General features: G+C 59.4%; 14 protein-coding genes. 4 read left to right on the forward strand and 10 right to left on the reverse strand.

Annotation, left to right across the window (positions count from 1 at the left end):
• Window positions 1–41: 41 nt before the first annotated feature.
• Together recR and EL257_RS09045 are read left to right on the forward strand one after the other, a co-directional pair.
• Window positions 42–644 carry a recombination mediator RecR gene (recR, locus tag EL257_RS09040; RefSeq protein ID WP_126361796.1) on the forward strand — a complete coding sequence of 201 codons (603 nt, stop codon included), beginning with the start codon at window positions 42–44 and terminating at the stop codon, window positions 642–644.
• Between the two features lie 311 nt (window positions 645–955).
• Window positions 956–2,104, forward strand: coding sequence for an acyl-CoA dehydrogenase family protein (locus EL257_RS09045; RefSeq protein WP_126361798.1), 1,149 nt, complete (start codon window positions 956–958; stop codon window positions 2,102–2,104).
• Window positions 2,105–2,222: 118 nt separating this feature from the next.
• On the opposite strand, the gene EL257_RS09050 is transcribed toward EL257_RS09045, so the two are convergent.
• Together EL257_RS09050 and fnr are read right to left on the reverse strand one after the other, a co-directional pair.
• Entirely contained in the window at window positions 2,223–2,771 is a 549-nt protein-coding gene (locus EL257_RS09050) for an adenine phosphoribosyltransferase (protein ID WP_007918333.1), read from the reverse strand.
• Window positions 2,772–2,846: 75 nt separating this feature from the next.
• Complete coding sequence (fnr, locus tag EL257_RS09055) at window positions 2,847–3,581, reverse strand: fumarate/nitrate reduction transcriptional regulator Fnr (RefSeq protein WP_126361800.1); 735 nt, start codon at window positions 3,579–3,581, stop codon at window positions 2,847–2,849.
• A gap of 153 nt (window positions 3,582–3,734) precedes the next feature.
• Between fnr and EL257_RS09060 the strand changes: the two genes are divergently transcribed.
• The gene (locus tag EL257_RS09060; protein ID WP_126361802.1) at window positions 3,735–4,217 is read left to right on the forward strand and encodes a hypothetical protein; all 483 of its coding nucleotides are present in this window, start codon (window positions 3,735–3,737) and stop codon (window positions 4,215–4,217) included.
• Here the strand turns inward: EL257_RS09060 and hemN are convergent.
• The 6 genes from hemN to ccoG form a co-directional block, all read right to left on the reverse strand.
• A complete protein-coding gene (hemN, locus tag EL257_RS09065) occupies window positions 4,214–5,596 on the reverse strand; it encodes an oxygen-independent coproporphyrinogen III oxidase (RefSeq protein ID WP_126361804.1) in 1,383 nt (460 codons plus the stop codon). The two genes, EL257_RS09060 and hemN, sit on opposite strands and share 4 nt — an antisense overlap.
• A 184-nt stretch (window positions 5,597–5,780) precedes the next feature.
• Window positions 5,781–6,464: a sulfite exporter TauE/SafE family protein gene (locus EL257_RS09070; protein WP_126361806.1), complete on the reverse strand. Its 684-nt coding sequence runs from the start codon at window positions 6,462–6,464 to the stop codon at window positions 5,781–5,783.
• Window positions 6,457–6,669 (reverse strand): cbb3-type cytochrome oxidase assembly protein CcoS, encoded by a 213-nt coding sequence (ccoS, locus tag EL257_RS09075; RefSeq protein WP_039763029.1) that lies wholly within the window; start codon window positions 6,667–6,669, stop codon window positions 6,457–6,459. The genes EL257_RS09070 and ccoS overlap by 8 nt, the downstream gene beginning before the upstream one ends.
• Before the next feature lie 22 nt (window positions 6,670–6,691).
• Window positions 6,692–9,142 carry a heavy metal translocating P-type ATPase gene (locus EL257_RS09080; RefSeq protein WP_126361808.1) on the reverse strand — a complete coding sequence of 817 codons (2,451 nt, stop codon included), beginning with the start codon at window positions 9,140–9,142 and terminating at the stop codon, window positions 6,692–6,694.
• Window positions 9,143–9,355: 213 nt separating this feature from the next.
• Window positions 9,356–9,895, reverse strand: coding sequence for a FixH family protein (locus EL257_RS09085; protein WP_126361810.1), 540 nt, complete (start codon window positions 9,893–9,895; stop codon window positions 9,356–9,358).
• Window positions 9,896–9,906: 11 nt separating this feature from the next.
• Entirely contained in the window at window positions 9,907–11,322 is a 1,416-nt protein-coding gene (ccoG, locus tag EL257_RS09090; RefSeq protein WP_126361812.1) for a cytochrome c oxidase accessory protein CcoG, read from the reverse strand.
• A gap of 781 nt (window positions 11,323–12,103) precedes the next feature.
• Between ccoG and EL257_RS09095 the strand changes: the two genes are divergently transcribed.
• Window positions 12,104–13,015 carry a metallophosphoesterase family protein gene (locus EL257_RS09095; RefSeq protein WP_126361814.1) on the forward strand — a complete coding sequence of 304 codons (912 nt, stop codon included), beginning with the start codon at window positions 12,104–12,106 and terminating at the stop codon, window positions 13,013–13,015.
• 57 nt (window positions 13,016–13,072) lie between these two features.
• Here EL257_RS09095 and ccoP read toward each other — a convergent pair whose 3' ends face one another.
• The gene (ccoP, locus tag EL257_RS09100; RefSeq protein WP_126361816.1) at window positions 13,073–14,056 is read right to left on the reverse strand and encodes a cytochrome-c oxidase, cbb3-type subunit III; all 984 of its coding nucleotides are present in this window, start codon (window positions 14,054–14,056) and stop codon (window positions 13,073–13,075) included.
• Complete coding sequence (locus EL257_RS09105; protein WP_126361818.1) at window positions 14,053–14,238, reverse strand: cbb3-type cytochrome oxidase subunit 3; 186 nt, start codon at window positions 14,236–14,238, stop codon at window positions 14,053–14,055. Before EL257_RS09105 ends, ccoP begins: the two co-directional genes overlap by 4 nt.
• Window positions 14,239–14,243 lie beyond the last annotated feature (5 nt).

Below are 14,243 nucleotides of genomic sequence, written 5' to 3' on the forward strand. Positions count from 1 at the left end.
GGTATAAACCGCGTCTCGTTGATTTGTCGGACTGTGTACCCATGAGCTTCAGCCCTTTGATTCGCCAACTGATCGACGCTCTGCGCATCCTGCCAGGCGTTGGCCAGAAAACCGCCCAGCGCATGGCGTTGCAGATGCTCGAGCGTGATCGCAGCGGTGGTTTGCGTCTGGCACAAGCGCTGGGCCAAGCCATGGAAGGCGTCGGCCATTGCCGCCAGTGCCGCACGCTGACCGAAGATGACCTGTGCCCGCAATGCGCCGACACCCGCCGCGACGACACGCTGCTGTGCGTGGTGGAAGGGCCGATGGACGTTTATGCCGTCGAGCAGACCGGTTTTCGCGGTCGTTACTTTGTGCTCAAGGGCCATTTGTCGCCGCTGGACGGATTGGGGCCGGAAGCGATCGGCATACCGGAATTGATGGCGCGGATCGAAGAGGCGGGCACGTTTAGCGAAGTCATCCTCGCGACCAATCCGACCGTCGAAGGCGAGGCTACGGCGCATTACATCGCGCAGTTGCTGCAGCACAAAGGCCTGATCGCCTCGCGCATCGCCCACGGCGTGCCGCTGGGTGGCGAGCTGGAACTGGTCGATGGCGGCACGCTGGCGCATTCGTTTGCCGGGCGTAAACCGATTTCTCTCTGATAAAAATCAAAAGATCGCAGCCTTCGGCAGCTCCTACAGGGAATTCCAACGTAGGAGCTGCCGAAGGCTGCGATCTTTTGATGCTCGATGTTTTTTAAACCAGGCTGATGGCGGCACGCTGGCGCATTCGTTTGCTGGGCGTAAACCGATCTCCCTCTGATAGAAAAATCAAAAGATCGCAGCCTTCGGCAGCTCCTACAGGGAATTCCAACGTAGGAGCTGCCGAAGGCTGCGATCTTTTGATCCTCTGTATCTTGTAAACCAAGCAAGCGCTCGGTTAACGTCGGCGAACCCTTCCGTGGAGCTCGCCCATGCCTGCCTTTCAGGAATACTTCGACCCCAGCCATCAACTGGTTCGCGATAGCGTCGGACGCTTTGTCGAACGCGAAATCCTGCCGGACATCGATCAGTGGGAAGAAGCCGAAAGTTTTCCTCGTGAGCTCTATCTGAAGGCTGGTGCTGCGGGCATCCTCGGCATCGGCTATCCCGAAGCGCTGGGTGGCAGTCATGAAGGCGATCTGTTCGCCAAGGTCGCCGCCAGCGAGGAGTTGATGCGCTGCGGCTCCGGCGGCCTGGTCGCGGGGCTCGGCTCGCTGGACATCGGATTGCCGCCGATCGTCAAATGGGCGCGGCCCGAGGTGCGTGATCGTGTTGTCCCTCAGGTGCTGAGCGGCGAAAAGATCAGCGCGTTGGCCGTGACCGAGCCGGGCGGCGGTTCAGATGTCGCCAACCTGCAAACCCGCGCCGTGCACGACGGTGATTTTTACCGGGTCAGCGGCAGCAAAACCTTCATCACCAGCGGCGTGCGCGCGGATTACTACACCGTGGCGGTGCGGACCGGTGCGCCGGGTTTCGGCGGTATCAGTCTGCTGTTGATCGAAAAGGGCACGCCGGGCTTCACCGTCGGCCGTCAGCTGAAGAAAATGGGTTGGTGGGCGTCGGACACTGCTGAATTGTTTTTCGATGACTGCCGCGTGCCGGCAGGCAATCTGATCGGCGCCGAGAACATGGGCTTTGCCTGCATCATGGGCAACTTTCAGAGCGAACGCCTGGCGCTGGCATTGATGGCCAATATGACTTCACAGCTGGCGCTGGATGAGAGCCTGAAATGGGCGCGCGAGCGTCAAGCGTTCGGCAAGCCGATCGGCAAGTTTCAGGTAATCAAACATCGTCTCGCCGAGATGGCCACGGCGCTTGAAGTGTCGCGCGAGTTCACCTATCGGCAGGCGGCGAAAATGGCCGCGGGGCAGAGCGTGATCAAGGAGATTTCCATGGCGAAGAACTTTGCCACAGACACATCCGACCGCATCACCACAGAGGCCGTGCAGATTCTCGGTGGGCTGGGTTATATGCGCGAAAGTCTGGTGGAACGGCTGTACCGGGACAACCGCATTCTGTCGATTGGCGGCGGGACGCGGGAAGTGATGAACGAAATCATCAGCAAGCAGATGGGGCTTTAAAGGCAAAAGATCGTCCGATCGGGGCCCGAGCCTTCGGCAGCTCCTACAGGGAAACGCACATTCCAATGTAGGAGCTGCCGAAGGCTCGGGCCGCGATCGGACGATCTTTTGATCTTGATTATTTATCGGTCAAAGCAAACTGCGTCAGGCAGAAGGTCGGAATGCCCATGTCCTCAAGACGCTGCGAACCTTGCAACTCCGGCAAATCAATAATTGCCGCCGCCTCATGCACCCGCGCGCCCATCCGGCGAATCAGGTTGGCCGCCGCGATCAGCGTGCCGCCGGTCGCGATCAAATCGTCGAACATCACCACCGAATCGCCCTCGCACAGGCTGTCGGCGTGCACTTCGAGAAAAGCTTCGCCGTATTCGGTCGCGTAGCCTTCGGCGAGCACGTCCGCCGGCAGTTTGCCTTGCTTGCGGAACAGCACCAGCGGCTTGTTCAACTGATAGGCCAGCACCGAGCCGATCAGGAAACCACGGGCGTCCATCGCGCCGATGTGGGTGAAGTCGGCCTCGACGTAGCGATGAGCGAAGCTGTCCATCACCAGGCGCAGGGCGGTTGGCGACTGGAACAGCGGGGTGATGTCGCGAAAAATCACGCCCGGTTTCGGAAAATCGATCACGGGGCGGATCAGGGATTTGATGTCGAAGGAGTCGAAGACCATCGGGGTGTCCTGGCAGGGCTGCAAACGGCGCAGTATACCCGCGGCTGAAACGATTCGCTCAACCGCGGGTCGCGATCAGCCTTCGATCGAGCCGCCGGCCAGCGCGCAGAGCTGGATCGGGTCGAGGATGTGAATCTCTTTGCCCTCGGCGGCAATCAGCTGGTTTTGCTGGAAGCGCGTGAACACCCGCGACACGGTTTCCACGGCGAGCCCCAGATAATTGCCGATTTCATTGCGCGACATGCTCAGGCGGAACTGATTGGCCGAGAAGCCGCGAGCGCGGAAGCGTGCGGACAGGTTGACCAGAAACGTGGCAATGCGCTCATCAGCGGTTTTCTTCGACAACAACAGCATCATTTGCTGATCGTCGCGAATCTCGCGGCTCATCACCCGCATCAACTGGCGGCGCAGCTGCGGCAATTGCAGGGCAAGCTCATCAAGGCGTTCGAAGGGGATTTCGCAAACCGAAGTGGTTTCCAGCGCCTGTGCCGATACCGGATGTTTTTCTGTGTCCATGCCAGACAGCCCGACCAGTTCGCTCGGCAGATGGAAGCCGGTCAGCTGTTCTTCGCCGCCGTCGCTCAGGCTGAAGGTTTTCAGGGCGCCGGAGCGTACTGCATAAACGGAATCGAACGTGTCGCCCTGGCGGAACAGGAACTCGCCTTTTTTCAACGGGCGCCCGCGTTTGACGATTTCGTCCAGCGCATCCATGTCTTCCAGATTCAGAGAAAGTGGCAGGCAGAGAGGGGCCAGGCTGCAATCCTTGCAATGGGCCTGGTTGTGAGCGCGCTGTTTGACTGGCTCGGACATTTCTTCAATCCTTGTGGGAAAACACACATAAGCCGTAAGGGTAACCCACCGAAGGACTCTCAGGCCAGCGCGTGCTATGCCGTCGCACCGAGATCAAGCCGCAGCAGATACGGCCGATAACCTGCTATCAGAACGCATGAAAGGAAGGATCCGATGACTGCCATTGGCACGCTGAACCCCGGGAACCATGGTGTTGCGACGTCACCGGAGGTTGCCACAGACGAATCTGCCGCAGACCGCCACGCCGATTCTGCAACGCAAACAACCCCGACCTTGGTCGAGGGCGTCAAAGTGTCGCTGTCCGGTGCGGCGATCGAAAAATCCGCAGCTGTCGGTGGCGAAAACAGCGACATCGACAACAGTGGTCTGCCAGAGAACATCCAGCAGTTGCTGAAAATGATCCGCAAAATCCAGAAAGAGATTGTCGAGAAGAAAGCCCGCATGGCAGCCGTCATGACCGACAAGACCCTCTCAAACGAAGAAAAAATCAACAAACTCGCGGCATTGCGTGGCGCCATCGCGGCGCTCAACAGCGGCTTGATCACTGCCAATCTGGCGTTGTCGAAAGTCATGAACCAATCCGCGCTGACGCCGGACCAGAACCTCAAGGTCGGTTCATTGCTGACCAAGCCCTAAATCACCCGGGAAAAACGCTGGCGATTCTGCTGGGCAAGGTAGGCATCGAAAATCATGCACACCGAGCGCACCAGCAAACGGCCCGCCGGCAACACTTCGATGCGCTCGCGCTCGACTTTGATCAGGCCATCGTCGGCCATGGCTTGCAGTTGCGGCCACAGCGCGCCGAAATAGCCCTGAAAATCGATATTGAACTGCTGCTCGATGGCGGCGAACTCCAGGCTGAAGTTACAGATCAGTTGCTGAATCACCGCGCGACGCAAACGGTCGTCGGCATTGCACACCAGGCCCCGACTGGTCGCCAGTTGCGCACTGGCGAGGCTGTTCTGCCAGGCATTGAGGTCACTGCTGTTCTGGCAATACAAGTCGCCAATCTGGCTGATCGCCGACACGCCCAAACCAATCAGGTCGCAATGACCGTGGGTGGTGTAGCCCTGAAAGTTGCGTTGCAGGGTGTGTTCTTCCTGCGCAATGGCCAACTCGTCATCGGGCAGGGCGAAATGATCCATGCCGATGTAGCGGTAACCGGCAGCGGTCAGTTGTTCGATGGTGCGTTGCAGCATCTCCAGTTTGTGCGCCGGGCTCGGCAATTCGCTGCTGTTGATCCGCCGCTGCGGCATGAAGCGTTCCGGCAGGTGTGCGTAATTGAACACCGACAGACGATCCGGTTGCAGGCTGATCACTTCCTCGACAGTGCGCGCGAAGTTATCCGGCGTCTGCTTGGGCAAGCCGTAGATCAAATCGATATTGATCGAACGAAATTGCAGAGTGCGGGCAGCGTCGATCACGGCGCGGGTTTCTTCCAGGCTTTGCAGGCGATTGACTGCGCGCTGCACCGCCGGGTCGAGATCTTGCAGGCCAATACTGACGCGGTTGAACCCCAGTTCTCGCAGCAGGCCCATGGTCGACCAGTCGGCTTCGCGCGGATCGATTTCGATGCCGTAATCGCCGGAATCGTCATCCAGCAAATTGAAATGCTTGCGCAAGTGCGCCATCAGCTGGCGCAACTCGTCGTGGCTGAGAAAGGTCGGCGTGCCGCCGCCGAAATGCAATTGCTCCACGGTTTGCGCCGGGTCGAGATGGCAGGCGATCAACTGGATTTCCTGCTCGAGCCGTTGCAGATAGGGTTGCGCGCGGCCGCGATCCTTGGTGATGACTTTGTTGCACGCGCAGTAGTAACAGATGTTTGCGCAGAACGGCACGTGCACGTACAGCGACAACGGCCGCTGCGCCTTGCGGCTGTCGCGCAGGGCGTGAAACAGGTCGAAGGTGCCGACCTGCCCGTGAAATTGCACGGCGGTCGGGTACGAGGTGTAACGCGGGCCCGCCAGATCGTAACGGCGGATCAGATCAGAGTCCCAACGAATGGCGTCGAGCATGCGGGCATTCCCCCGGATAGGCTGGCAGTGTGGCGAGTCTATCGAGGTGCGGCGATGGGGCTGTTGATTTGCGTCAACGGCACAGGATCAAAAGATCGTCCGAACGCGGCCCGAGCCTGCGGCAGCTCCTACAGCGGATTGCATTGCAAATGTAGGAGCTGCCGCAATCTGCGATCTTTTGATTCTAATGGCCCATAAGCCAATGTTGGTGAGGGCCCGGAAGGGTCCAGATTCCAAACAGAATCACCAGCACGCCGCCCGCCACGCGCACGCTGCGTTTGCGCAATATCGCGGTAACCCGTTCAGCCGCCAGGCCGGTGGCGAGCAGGACCGGCCAGGTGCCGAGGCCGAACGCAAGCATCAGCAGCGCACTGTCCAGCGCATTGCCCTGACTCGCTGACCACAGCAATGTGCTGTAAACCAGTCCGCACGGCAGCCAGCCCCACAGCGCGCCGAGCAGCAGTGCGCGCGGCAGGCTCGAAACGGGCAGCAAGCGATTAGCCACCGGTTGAATAAAGCGCCACAGTCCCCGTCCAAGCGACTCGATCCGCGTCAATCCGCTCCACCAGCCGGCGAGATACAAGCCCATGGTGATCAACAGCAGCCCGGCGAGCACGCGCATGAACATGGCCGCCGGGCTGTTGGCGACCGCCCAGCCGGCCAGGCCGATTAGCAATCCCGCCGTGGCATAACTGAGAATTCGGCCCAGGTTGTACGCCAGCAACAAGCGCAAGCGGCGGCTGCGCTGTTCCTTGGGAATCGCCAGGGTCAGCGCGCCCATCAAGCCGCCGCACATGCCCAGGCAATGACCGCCGCCGAGCAGGCCAAGAATCAGTGCCGAGACCAGCTGGGGCGCCAGTTCAAGCATGGGGCGGGGCCTTGTCGTCCGGTTTGCCGGCGTTGGCTTCGTCCACAGCAGCGGTGTGGTTCGGGTCCTGATCATCGAACAGGATGCTGTGGGCCGGGCCGTCGAGGTCATCGTACTGACCGCTGTCCACCGCCCAGAAGAAGATGTACACGGCGATGGCCACAATCAGCAAAGCAGCGGGGATCATCACGTAGAGAGCTGGCATCTGTACTCCAGGCCCGCGCGGCTCAGGCCGGTAGCGGGCGCGTTTCTGCCGAAGGGCGAGTGGCCGGCGCGCTCGGCAGGCGAGTCAGGCGCAGGGCATTGAGCACCACGGTCAGCGAACTGATCGACATGCCGACCGCCGCCCATATCGGGGTGATCCAGCCGAGGGCGGCGAACGGCAACATGAGGCCATTGTACAGCGCCGCCCACAGCAGGTTCTCGATGATCACCCGGCGAGTGCGTCGTGCCAGCGTGAAGGCTTGCACCAAGGCGTCGAGACGGTTGGACAACAACACCGCATCGGCACTGGTTTTCGCCAGATCGGTGGCCGAGCCCATCGCCACGCTGATGTCCGCCGCCGCCAACACCGGTACGTCATTGACGCCGTCGCCGAGCATCAAAACCTTGCGGCCTTCACGGTGCAATTGCTGCAAAACCTGGAGTTTATCGTCGGGACGCAGACCGCCACGGGCCTCGTCGATACCGAGTTCGGCGGCGACACTGGCGACCATCGGCGAACTGTCGCCGGACAACAGCAAAGTGCGCCAGCCCCGTGCTTTACAAGCTGCGAGCAAGGCCGGCGCATCATCACGCAGGCGATCGTCGAGGCTGAACCACGCCAGTGGGCCTTGAGCATCGCCGAGCAGCAGCCATTGCCCGGCTTCGTCGGGCATCGACGGCACGGCGGCACCGCTCAATGCGCAGGCGAATGCAGCCTGACCGATGCGCAAACGCTGCTCGCCGACCAACCCCTCGAGACCGAGCCCCGGAGTGCTGAGTACATCCTCGGCAGCCTTTGGCGCGCGGCCGAAAGCGCGAGCAATCGGGTGTTCCGAACGGTTTTCCAGCGCGGCGGCAAGGCTCAGGCATTGTTCGCTGTCGAGCGCGCCGAGCGGGTGGATCGAGCGCAGCACCAATCGGCCTTCGGTGAGCGTGCCGGTCTTGTCGAAGATTACCGTGTCGATCTGGTTCAAACCTTCCAGCACATGCCCGCGTGTCAACAGCAGCCCGAGTTTATGCAGGGTGCCGGTGGCGGCGGTGAGCGCGGTCGGAGTCGCCAGTGACAAGGCGCACGGGCAGGTCGCCACCAGCATGGCCAGCACGATCCAGAACGCCCGGGCAGAATCGAGTTGCCACCAGAGCAGGCCGATCGCCGCCGCTGCAATCAGCGAGAGCAGCAAAAACCATTGCGCGGCGCGGTCGGCGATTTCCGCCAGACGCGGTTTCTCCGCCTGAGCGCGATCAAGCAGGCGCACGATGGCAGACAGGCGCGTGTCTTGTCCGAGCGCCTGCACTTCAACGGTCAATGCGCCTTCGACGTTGAGCGTGCCGGCGGTGACCGTATCGCCCAGCGTGCGCGGTTGCGGCAGGTATTCGCCGGTCAGCAATGATTCGTCGATGCTCGACTGACCATCGATGATCTTGCCGTCGGCCGGCAGAATCGAGCCGGGCGGCACCAGAATCCGCTCGCCGAGGCGCAACTCGCTGAGCAGGATGCGCTCGCTCTGACCGCTGTCATCGAGGCGCAGGCACGAGGCCGGCAATAGATTGACCAGTTGCGCGGTGGCGGCAGCGGTGCGCTCGCGGGCGCGACGTTCCAGATAACGCCCGGCGAGCAGAAACAGCGCGAACATGCCCACCGCGTCGAAATACAGCTCACCCACGCCGGTGATCGAAGTCCAGATCCCGGCAAGGTAAGCGCTGCCGATGGCCAGGGAAACCGAGACATCCATGGTCAGGTGGCGAGTACGCAAATCACGTATTGCGCCCTTGAAGAAAGGCGCGCAGCTGTAGAAAACGATTGGCGTGGTCAGAAACAACGCGACCCAGCGCAGGATCGTATGCAGCTCCGGACTGAGATCGATGTTGAACTCCGGCCACGTTGCCATCGTCGCCATCATCGCCTGGAACCACAGCAGACCGGCGACACCGAGCTGACGCAGGGCCAGGCGGTTTTCGCTGGCCAGTTGTTCGCTGGCACGATCGGCTTGATACGGATGGGCGGCGTAACCGATATGGCGCAATTCGGCGAGTATCTGGCTCAGCGGCAGTTGCGCATCCGCCCAGCTCACATGCAAGCGATGGTTGGACAGGTTCAACCGAGCCTCGGCGATGGCGGGCAGGGCGCGCAGATGCTTCTCGATCAACCAGCCGCAGGCGGCGCAACTGATGCCTTCCATCAGCAGGGTGGTTTCGGCCAGTTCGCCGTCGTGGCGAACAAAGGGTTGCTGCACGTCGGCACGGTCATACAGCGCCAGTTCGTCGGTCAACTGCACTGGCAGCGCTTCGGGATTGGCCGAGGCTACGCTGCGATGCTGATAGTAGCTTTGCAGACCTCCGGCGACGATTGCTTCGGCCACGGCCTGGCAACCCGGGCAACAGAACTCGCGGGATTCGCCGAGGACGACGGCGGCGAAGCGGCTGCCGGAGGGGACGGGCAGGGCGCAGTGGTAGCAGGGAAGTGGGGTGGTCATGGCATTGTTGAGGGTGTGAGCCCTTGCATTGGGTGTGTCCGCTTGCCCTCACCCCAGCCCTCTCCCGGAGGGAGAGGGAGCCGATCGATGTGAGCCGGAAAAGCGGCTTCAGTCCCCGACATTGTCACTGTCATAAGCCCCGCTTCCAAGCAACCGAGATCAGTCCCCTCTCCCTCCGGGAGAGGGCTAGGGTGAGGGGCTCTTGATTTTGATTCACTTCTTCAAGTCTTCCGCGCCCTGCAGCGGTTCATCGCCGAGCAGCAGATCCTTGTCGTGGCTGACCAGTTCTTCTTCAAACATGCGCCAGATATGCTCATCTTGCGTGCCGAGCAGTTCCACGAAACGACGCCCTTCAACCTTGTCGTTCAGTTGCCCGATGTAGCGCCCGGTCTCGCTCTCGCTGCGGGTCAGAACGATCTTGCGATCCTTTTCCGGCTGGGTCGGCGAGATCAGGTTCAGTTCCAGCGTCTGCGGCTGGCTGGCTCCGCTCAAACGCAGATCCACTTCGCCGGTGACGTCATCCAGATGCACCGCCGCGCGCAGTTTCAGGTTCTGCGCGAGCAACTCGCGATCCAGCGAACGGTTGATGCCTTTGCCCGCCTCGTAGTAGTTGTCGTTGACCAGGTTGTCCGGGTTGTTCACCGCGATAGTCACCATGGACAAGGTCAGCGCCACCGAACAGGCCAGAATCGCGATGATGATCCATGGCCAAAGATGCTTGTACCAGGGACTTGCGGCGTTTGCTGCGGGCATGTTCAGTTCTCTCAACGGATTTGTGGGCCGATGAATCGGCTCTTGGCTTCAACGTGGACGCTGTCGTCATCGGCGTCCCTGAGGATAAATTTCACCTCGTTGGTGCTTGATGGCATTTGTTCCGGCGCACTTGATAACTCGACCGGCATGCTGAAAATTTCCCCGGCCGCGACCTTGATCTCGCGCTTGCCTTGCAGGCGCAGGTCCGGCAGACCTTCGGCTTGCAGCACGTACGTGTGGTCGCGCTGATCCTTGTTCATGATCTTCAGGCTGTAGACGTTTTCGATCCGGCCTTCGGCGTTTTCGCGGTACAGCACACGGTCCTTGCTGACATCGAAACCGACCAGCGAACGCATGAAGAATGCTGTCACCAACAGGCTGATCATCGCCAGCAATACCACCGCATAGCCGATCAGGCGTGGCCGCAGTTTATGGGTTTTCTGCCCCGAGAGGTTGTGTTCGGTGGTGTAGCTGATCAGCCCGCGCGGGTAATCCATTTTGTCCATGATGCTGTCGCAGGCGTCGATGCACGCGGCGCAACCGATACATTCGATCTGCAGGCCGTCGCGAATGTCGATGCCGGTCGGGCACACTTGCACACACATCGTGCAATCAATGCAGTCCCCCAGGCCGAGGGCCTTGTAATCGATGCCTTTCTTGCGCGGGCCGCGGCTTTCACCACGGCGCGGGTCGTAGGAAACGATCAGCGTGTCCTTGTCGAACATCACACTCTGGAAGCGCGCGTACGGGCACATGTAAATGCACACTTGCTCACGCAACCAACCGGCATTGCCGTACGTGGCGAGGGTGAAGAAACCGACCCAGAAATACGACCAGCCATCGGCTTGCCCGGTGAAGAATTCGAAGACCAGTTCGCGGATCGGCGAGAAGTAGCCGACGAAGGTCATGCCAGTGACAAAACCGATCAGCAGCCACAGCGAATGTTTGGCCGCTTTGCGCAGGAACTTGTTGGCGCTCATTGGCGCCTTGTCGAGTTTGATGCGCTGGTTACGGTCGCCTTCGGTGACCTTTTCGCACCACATGAAAATCCACGTCCAGACGCTTTGTGGGCAGGTATAGCCGCACCACACGCGACCGGCGTAAACGGTGATGAAAAATAGCCCGAACGCGGCAATGATCAACAGGCCCGAGAGCAGAATGAAATCCTGGGGCCAGAACGTCGCACCAAAGATGAAGAACTTGCGCTCCGGCAGGTTCCACCAAACCGCTTGGTGCCCACCCCAGTTCAGCCACACCGTGCCGAAGTACAACAGGAACAATGCAGCCCCGCCGAGCATCCGCAGATTGCGGAACACTCCGGTGAAAGCGCGGGTGTAGATTTTTTCACGTGAGGCGTAAAGATCGACGCTGTTGTTCGGGTTTTTGTTTGGCGGAGTTACGTCGTGTACCGGAATCTGATTGCTCATCGTTGCATCCCACGGCAGTGGAAAAATGCCTCGGTCGATACGTGCCCACCAAGGTCAAAAAAGGCTGTTGCAATGGCGCAATGATACGCCTGCAGGTCTGAATCATGGGTGCGACCTTTGGTCGCGTTGGGGGAAATCAATTGATGGTGTAATGACCTGGATCAATTGACTTGTGAAGTATGGACGCTATTGGGTGAAACCGACGGCCAATCGCTGCGTTGAGTGAATGGCCGTTGCTCATGCCTTTCGTGCCGGTTCAGGGCAAGCGGCCGCCCCCAAGGGAGTCGAGCCCGCTGGTATTGGTCGCGCGTCGGTCAGGGTTGGCAGAACGAGTGGGCCGCGAACGACCTTCTTCAGCATTCGTTGGTGCGAGCGGTTCGAGCTCTGGCGTGATGGATGCCGGCGCTGCGGATTCCGTGTCTGGCGGTGTATCGCTATTTTGCATGCTCGTCATTATTTCGTCCTTGATAATGCTCTCGCAGTCATTTGCGGGCGTAGCGGAAAATTAGGCTGAAGCAGATTTCAAGTCCAGCGCATAAGTGTCGCAAAGTATTGAATGATCGTTGAAATATATTAATTCAATTGGCTTACATCTGGCGTTTGCCAGCTTTGCCGGTTTTGCATAAGTTGTATCTCGCCTGTTCTTATAAATACGGCAACTTACTTAATTGCAATGGAAATGGAATTCAATGAAACTTAAAAGGCTGATGGCAATTGCCATGCGGCAACTTCGCTATTGCTGATCTCTTGCGCTTATGCGATTGAAGGAACGCCACGTCACATGGTATTCGCCTCGGATCCGCAGTACCCCTGGACCGATAAGACCGATACCGATGAACCAGAGGCGGACAACGTTTACGAAGTGCGCGCCAAATGGTTTATCGAGGCCCAGTTTGCGAGCATTTCCGAGTTCAGAAACAACATGGGCGGGCTGGCGCAGGTGCCGCTGATGATCAATGGCGACATGACGCACTTCGGCCACGGTTGGCAGCGGGCTTATCTCAACACGGCATTGAAGCGCCATTTTGGCGATGATTACCTATATGGTCTGGGTAATCATGATTATGAAAACAATGTAGACGATTGCTTTAGCAACAACTGTGCTGCGGGTAGTATCGTCGAGTTCAAAGAACATCATGAGAACAAGGTCGATAACTTTGATCTCAAGATATCAGGCTGGTTTCTGAATAAGCTGTACACTGGTAGTCTGGCTTACTCCAAGAACGTCGGCGAAGTTCATTTGGTGCAGCTCAACAATGAGCCAACCTACACCCGTTATATTGCTGATCCGCTCAATCCGACGACATTTGCAATTACGGATGCATTGGACTGGCTCGAATACGACCTGTCGGTGGCTCGCACTCAGGGCTACGCCATTATCCTCAACATGCATAAGCCTTATAACTGGGGCGATGATCCGAAGCAGTACCAGCGGTTTGTCGACATGATCAAAAAATATCAGGTGACGGCGATCTTTGGCGGGCATTTCCACTTTGACGGCGGTGAAATGCGAAGAATAGGTGATGTCCCGGTATTCGTGAGCGGCAGCGCTTCTCAGCAAACCTACCTGACCGCGACCTTTTCCGAGGACCGTAAACTACTGCACGTATCGCTGGTGAGAAACAATGACTGGCGGAACCGTAAGCTGATTGAGACCGTCCCTGTGAAATCGATCTTCGCCAACCGCCCGTAATGAAAAGCCCCCGCACAAGTCAATGGGCGGGGGCTTTGTCGTTGCCGCGGTGGTCGCTTACTGTGCTTCGGTTTCCGGTGCTTTCTCACCATGTGACAGGCTGTAAACATACGCCGCCAGCAGGTGAACTTTGTCGTTGCCTTGCAGTTGCTCCTGCGCCGGCATCTGGCCCTGACGGCCGTAACGGATGGTCTGTTGCAGTTGCGCGAAGCTCGAACCGTAGATGAACGCGCCCGGATGAGTCAGGTCAGGTGCGCCCATGGCTGGGGTGCCTTTACCGGCCGGGCCATGGCAGGCCACGCAGTTGGCAGCGAAGAGTTTCTGTCCATTGGCCGGATCGGCCTTGGTGCCTTCCGGCAGTTTGCGCCCATCAAGGTTGGTCACGACAAATGCTGCCACGTCGGCCACGCCTTGCTCACCGATTACTTCCGCCCAGGCCGGCATCACCGCGTGACGGCCGCCCATGATGGTGGTCTTGATGGTTTCCGGTTCACCGCCCCAGCGCCAGTCGGCGTCGGTCAGGTTCGGGAAACCATAGGCACCTTTGGCGTCGGAACCGTGGCACACCGAGCAGTTGGAGGCGAACAGACGGCCGCCCATTTTCAGTGCTTGCGGATCCTTGGCGACTTCCTCGATCGGCATGGCCGCGAACTTGGCGAAGATCGGGCCGAAGCGCGCGTCCGAACGGGCCATTTCCTTTTCCCACTCGTGGACGCCGGTCCAGCCGGTCTTGCCGTTGGCAAACGCGGTCTGCTTTTCGGTATCGAGATAGTCGTAGCCCGGCAGCAGGCCTTTCCAGTTGCCCAGACCCGGGTACAGCACCAGATAACCCAAGGCGAAAATGATCGTGCCGACGAACAGCATGAACCACCATTTCGGCAGCGGGTTGTCGTATTCCTCGATCCCGTCGAAAGAGTGCCCCACTGTCTCGTCCGTCTGTTCGCTGCGCTGGCCCTTGCGGGTCGACAGCAGCAGCCAGGTCAGGGCGAAGATCGTACCGAGACTGAGGACTGTGACGTACAGACTCCAGAATGTAGTCATTCTTTGTTACTCCTAGAAGCTTGCTCGACGTGCTTGATGGCTTCGGGATCATCCGCGAAAGGCAACATGGTCGCGTCTTCAAACTCCGACTTGCGCTTGGGGCTGAAGACCCACAGCGCCAGACCGATGAACGCCACCATCACGACAACGGTGCCGAGGCCTCGAATCATCCCGATATCCATCAGAT

Source organism: Pseudomonas fluorescens, from assembly GCF_900636825.1.
In the GTDB taxonomy this organism is placed as follows: domain Bacteria; phylum Pseudomonadota; class Gammaproteobacteria; order Pseudomonadales; family Pseudomonadaceae; genus Aquipseudomonas; species Aquipseudomonas fluorescens_BG.

Coding starts and splice junctions, on each gene's coding strand:
- EL257_RS09045 (WP_126361798.1), top strand. CDS start 956: ATGCCTGCCTTTCAGGAATACTTCGACCCCAGCCATCAACTGGTTCGC.
- ccoS (WP_039763029.1), bottom strand. CDS start 6,669: ATGCCAGCTCTCTACGTGATGATCCCCGCTGCTTTGCTGATTGTGGCC.
- EL257_RS09080 (WP_126361808.1), bottom strand. CDS start 9,142: ATGACCACCCCACTTCCCTGCTACCACTGCGCCCTGCCCGTCCCCTCC.
- recR (WP_126361796.1), top strand. CDS start 42: ATGAGCTTCAGCCCTTTGATTCGCCAACTGATCGACGCTCTGCGCATC.
- fnr (WP_126361800.1), bottom strand. CDS start 3,581: ATGTCCGAGCCAGTCAAACAGCGCGCTCACAACCAGGCCCATTGCAAG.
- EL257_RS09070 (WP_126361806.1), bottom strand. CDS start 6,464: ATGCTTGAACTGGCGCCCCAGCTGGTCTCGGCACTGATTCTTGGCCTG.
- EL257_RS09050 (WP_007918333.1), bottom strand. CDS start 2,771: ATGGTCTTCGACTCCTTCGACATCAAATCCCTGATCCGCCCCGTGATC.
- ccoG (WP_126361812.1), bottom strand. CDS start 11,322: ATGAGCAATCAGATTCCGGTACACGACGTAACTCCGCCAAACAAAAAC.
- hemN (WP_126361804.1), bottom strand. CDS start 5,596: ATGCTCGACGCCATTCGTTGGGACTCTGATCTGATCCGCCGTTACGAT.
- ccoP (WP_126361816.1), bottom strand. CDS start 14,056: ATGACTACATTCTGGAGTCTGTACGTCACAGTCCTCAGTCTCGGTACG.
- EL257_RS09085 (WP_126361810.1), bottom strand. CDS start 9,895: ATGCCCGCAGCAAACGCCGCAAGTCCCTGGTACAAGCATCTTTGGCCA.
- EL257_RS09105 (WP_126361818.1), bottom strand. CDS start 14,238: ATGGATATCGGGATGATTCGAGGCCTCGGCACCGTTGTCGTGATGGTG.
- EL257_RS09095 (WP_126361814.1), top strand. CDS start 12,104: ATGGTATTCGCCTCGGATCCGCAGTACCCCTGGACCGATAAGACCGAT.
- EL257_RS09060 (WP_126361802.1), top strand. CDS start 3,735: ATGACTGCCATTGGCACGCTGAACCCCGGGAACCATGGTGTTGCGACG.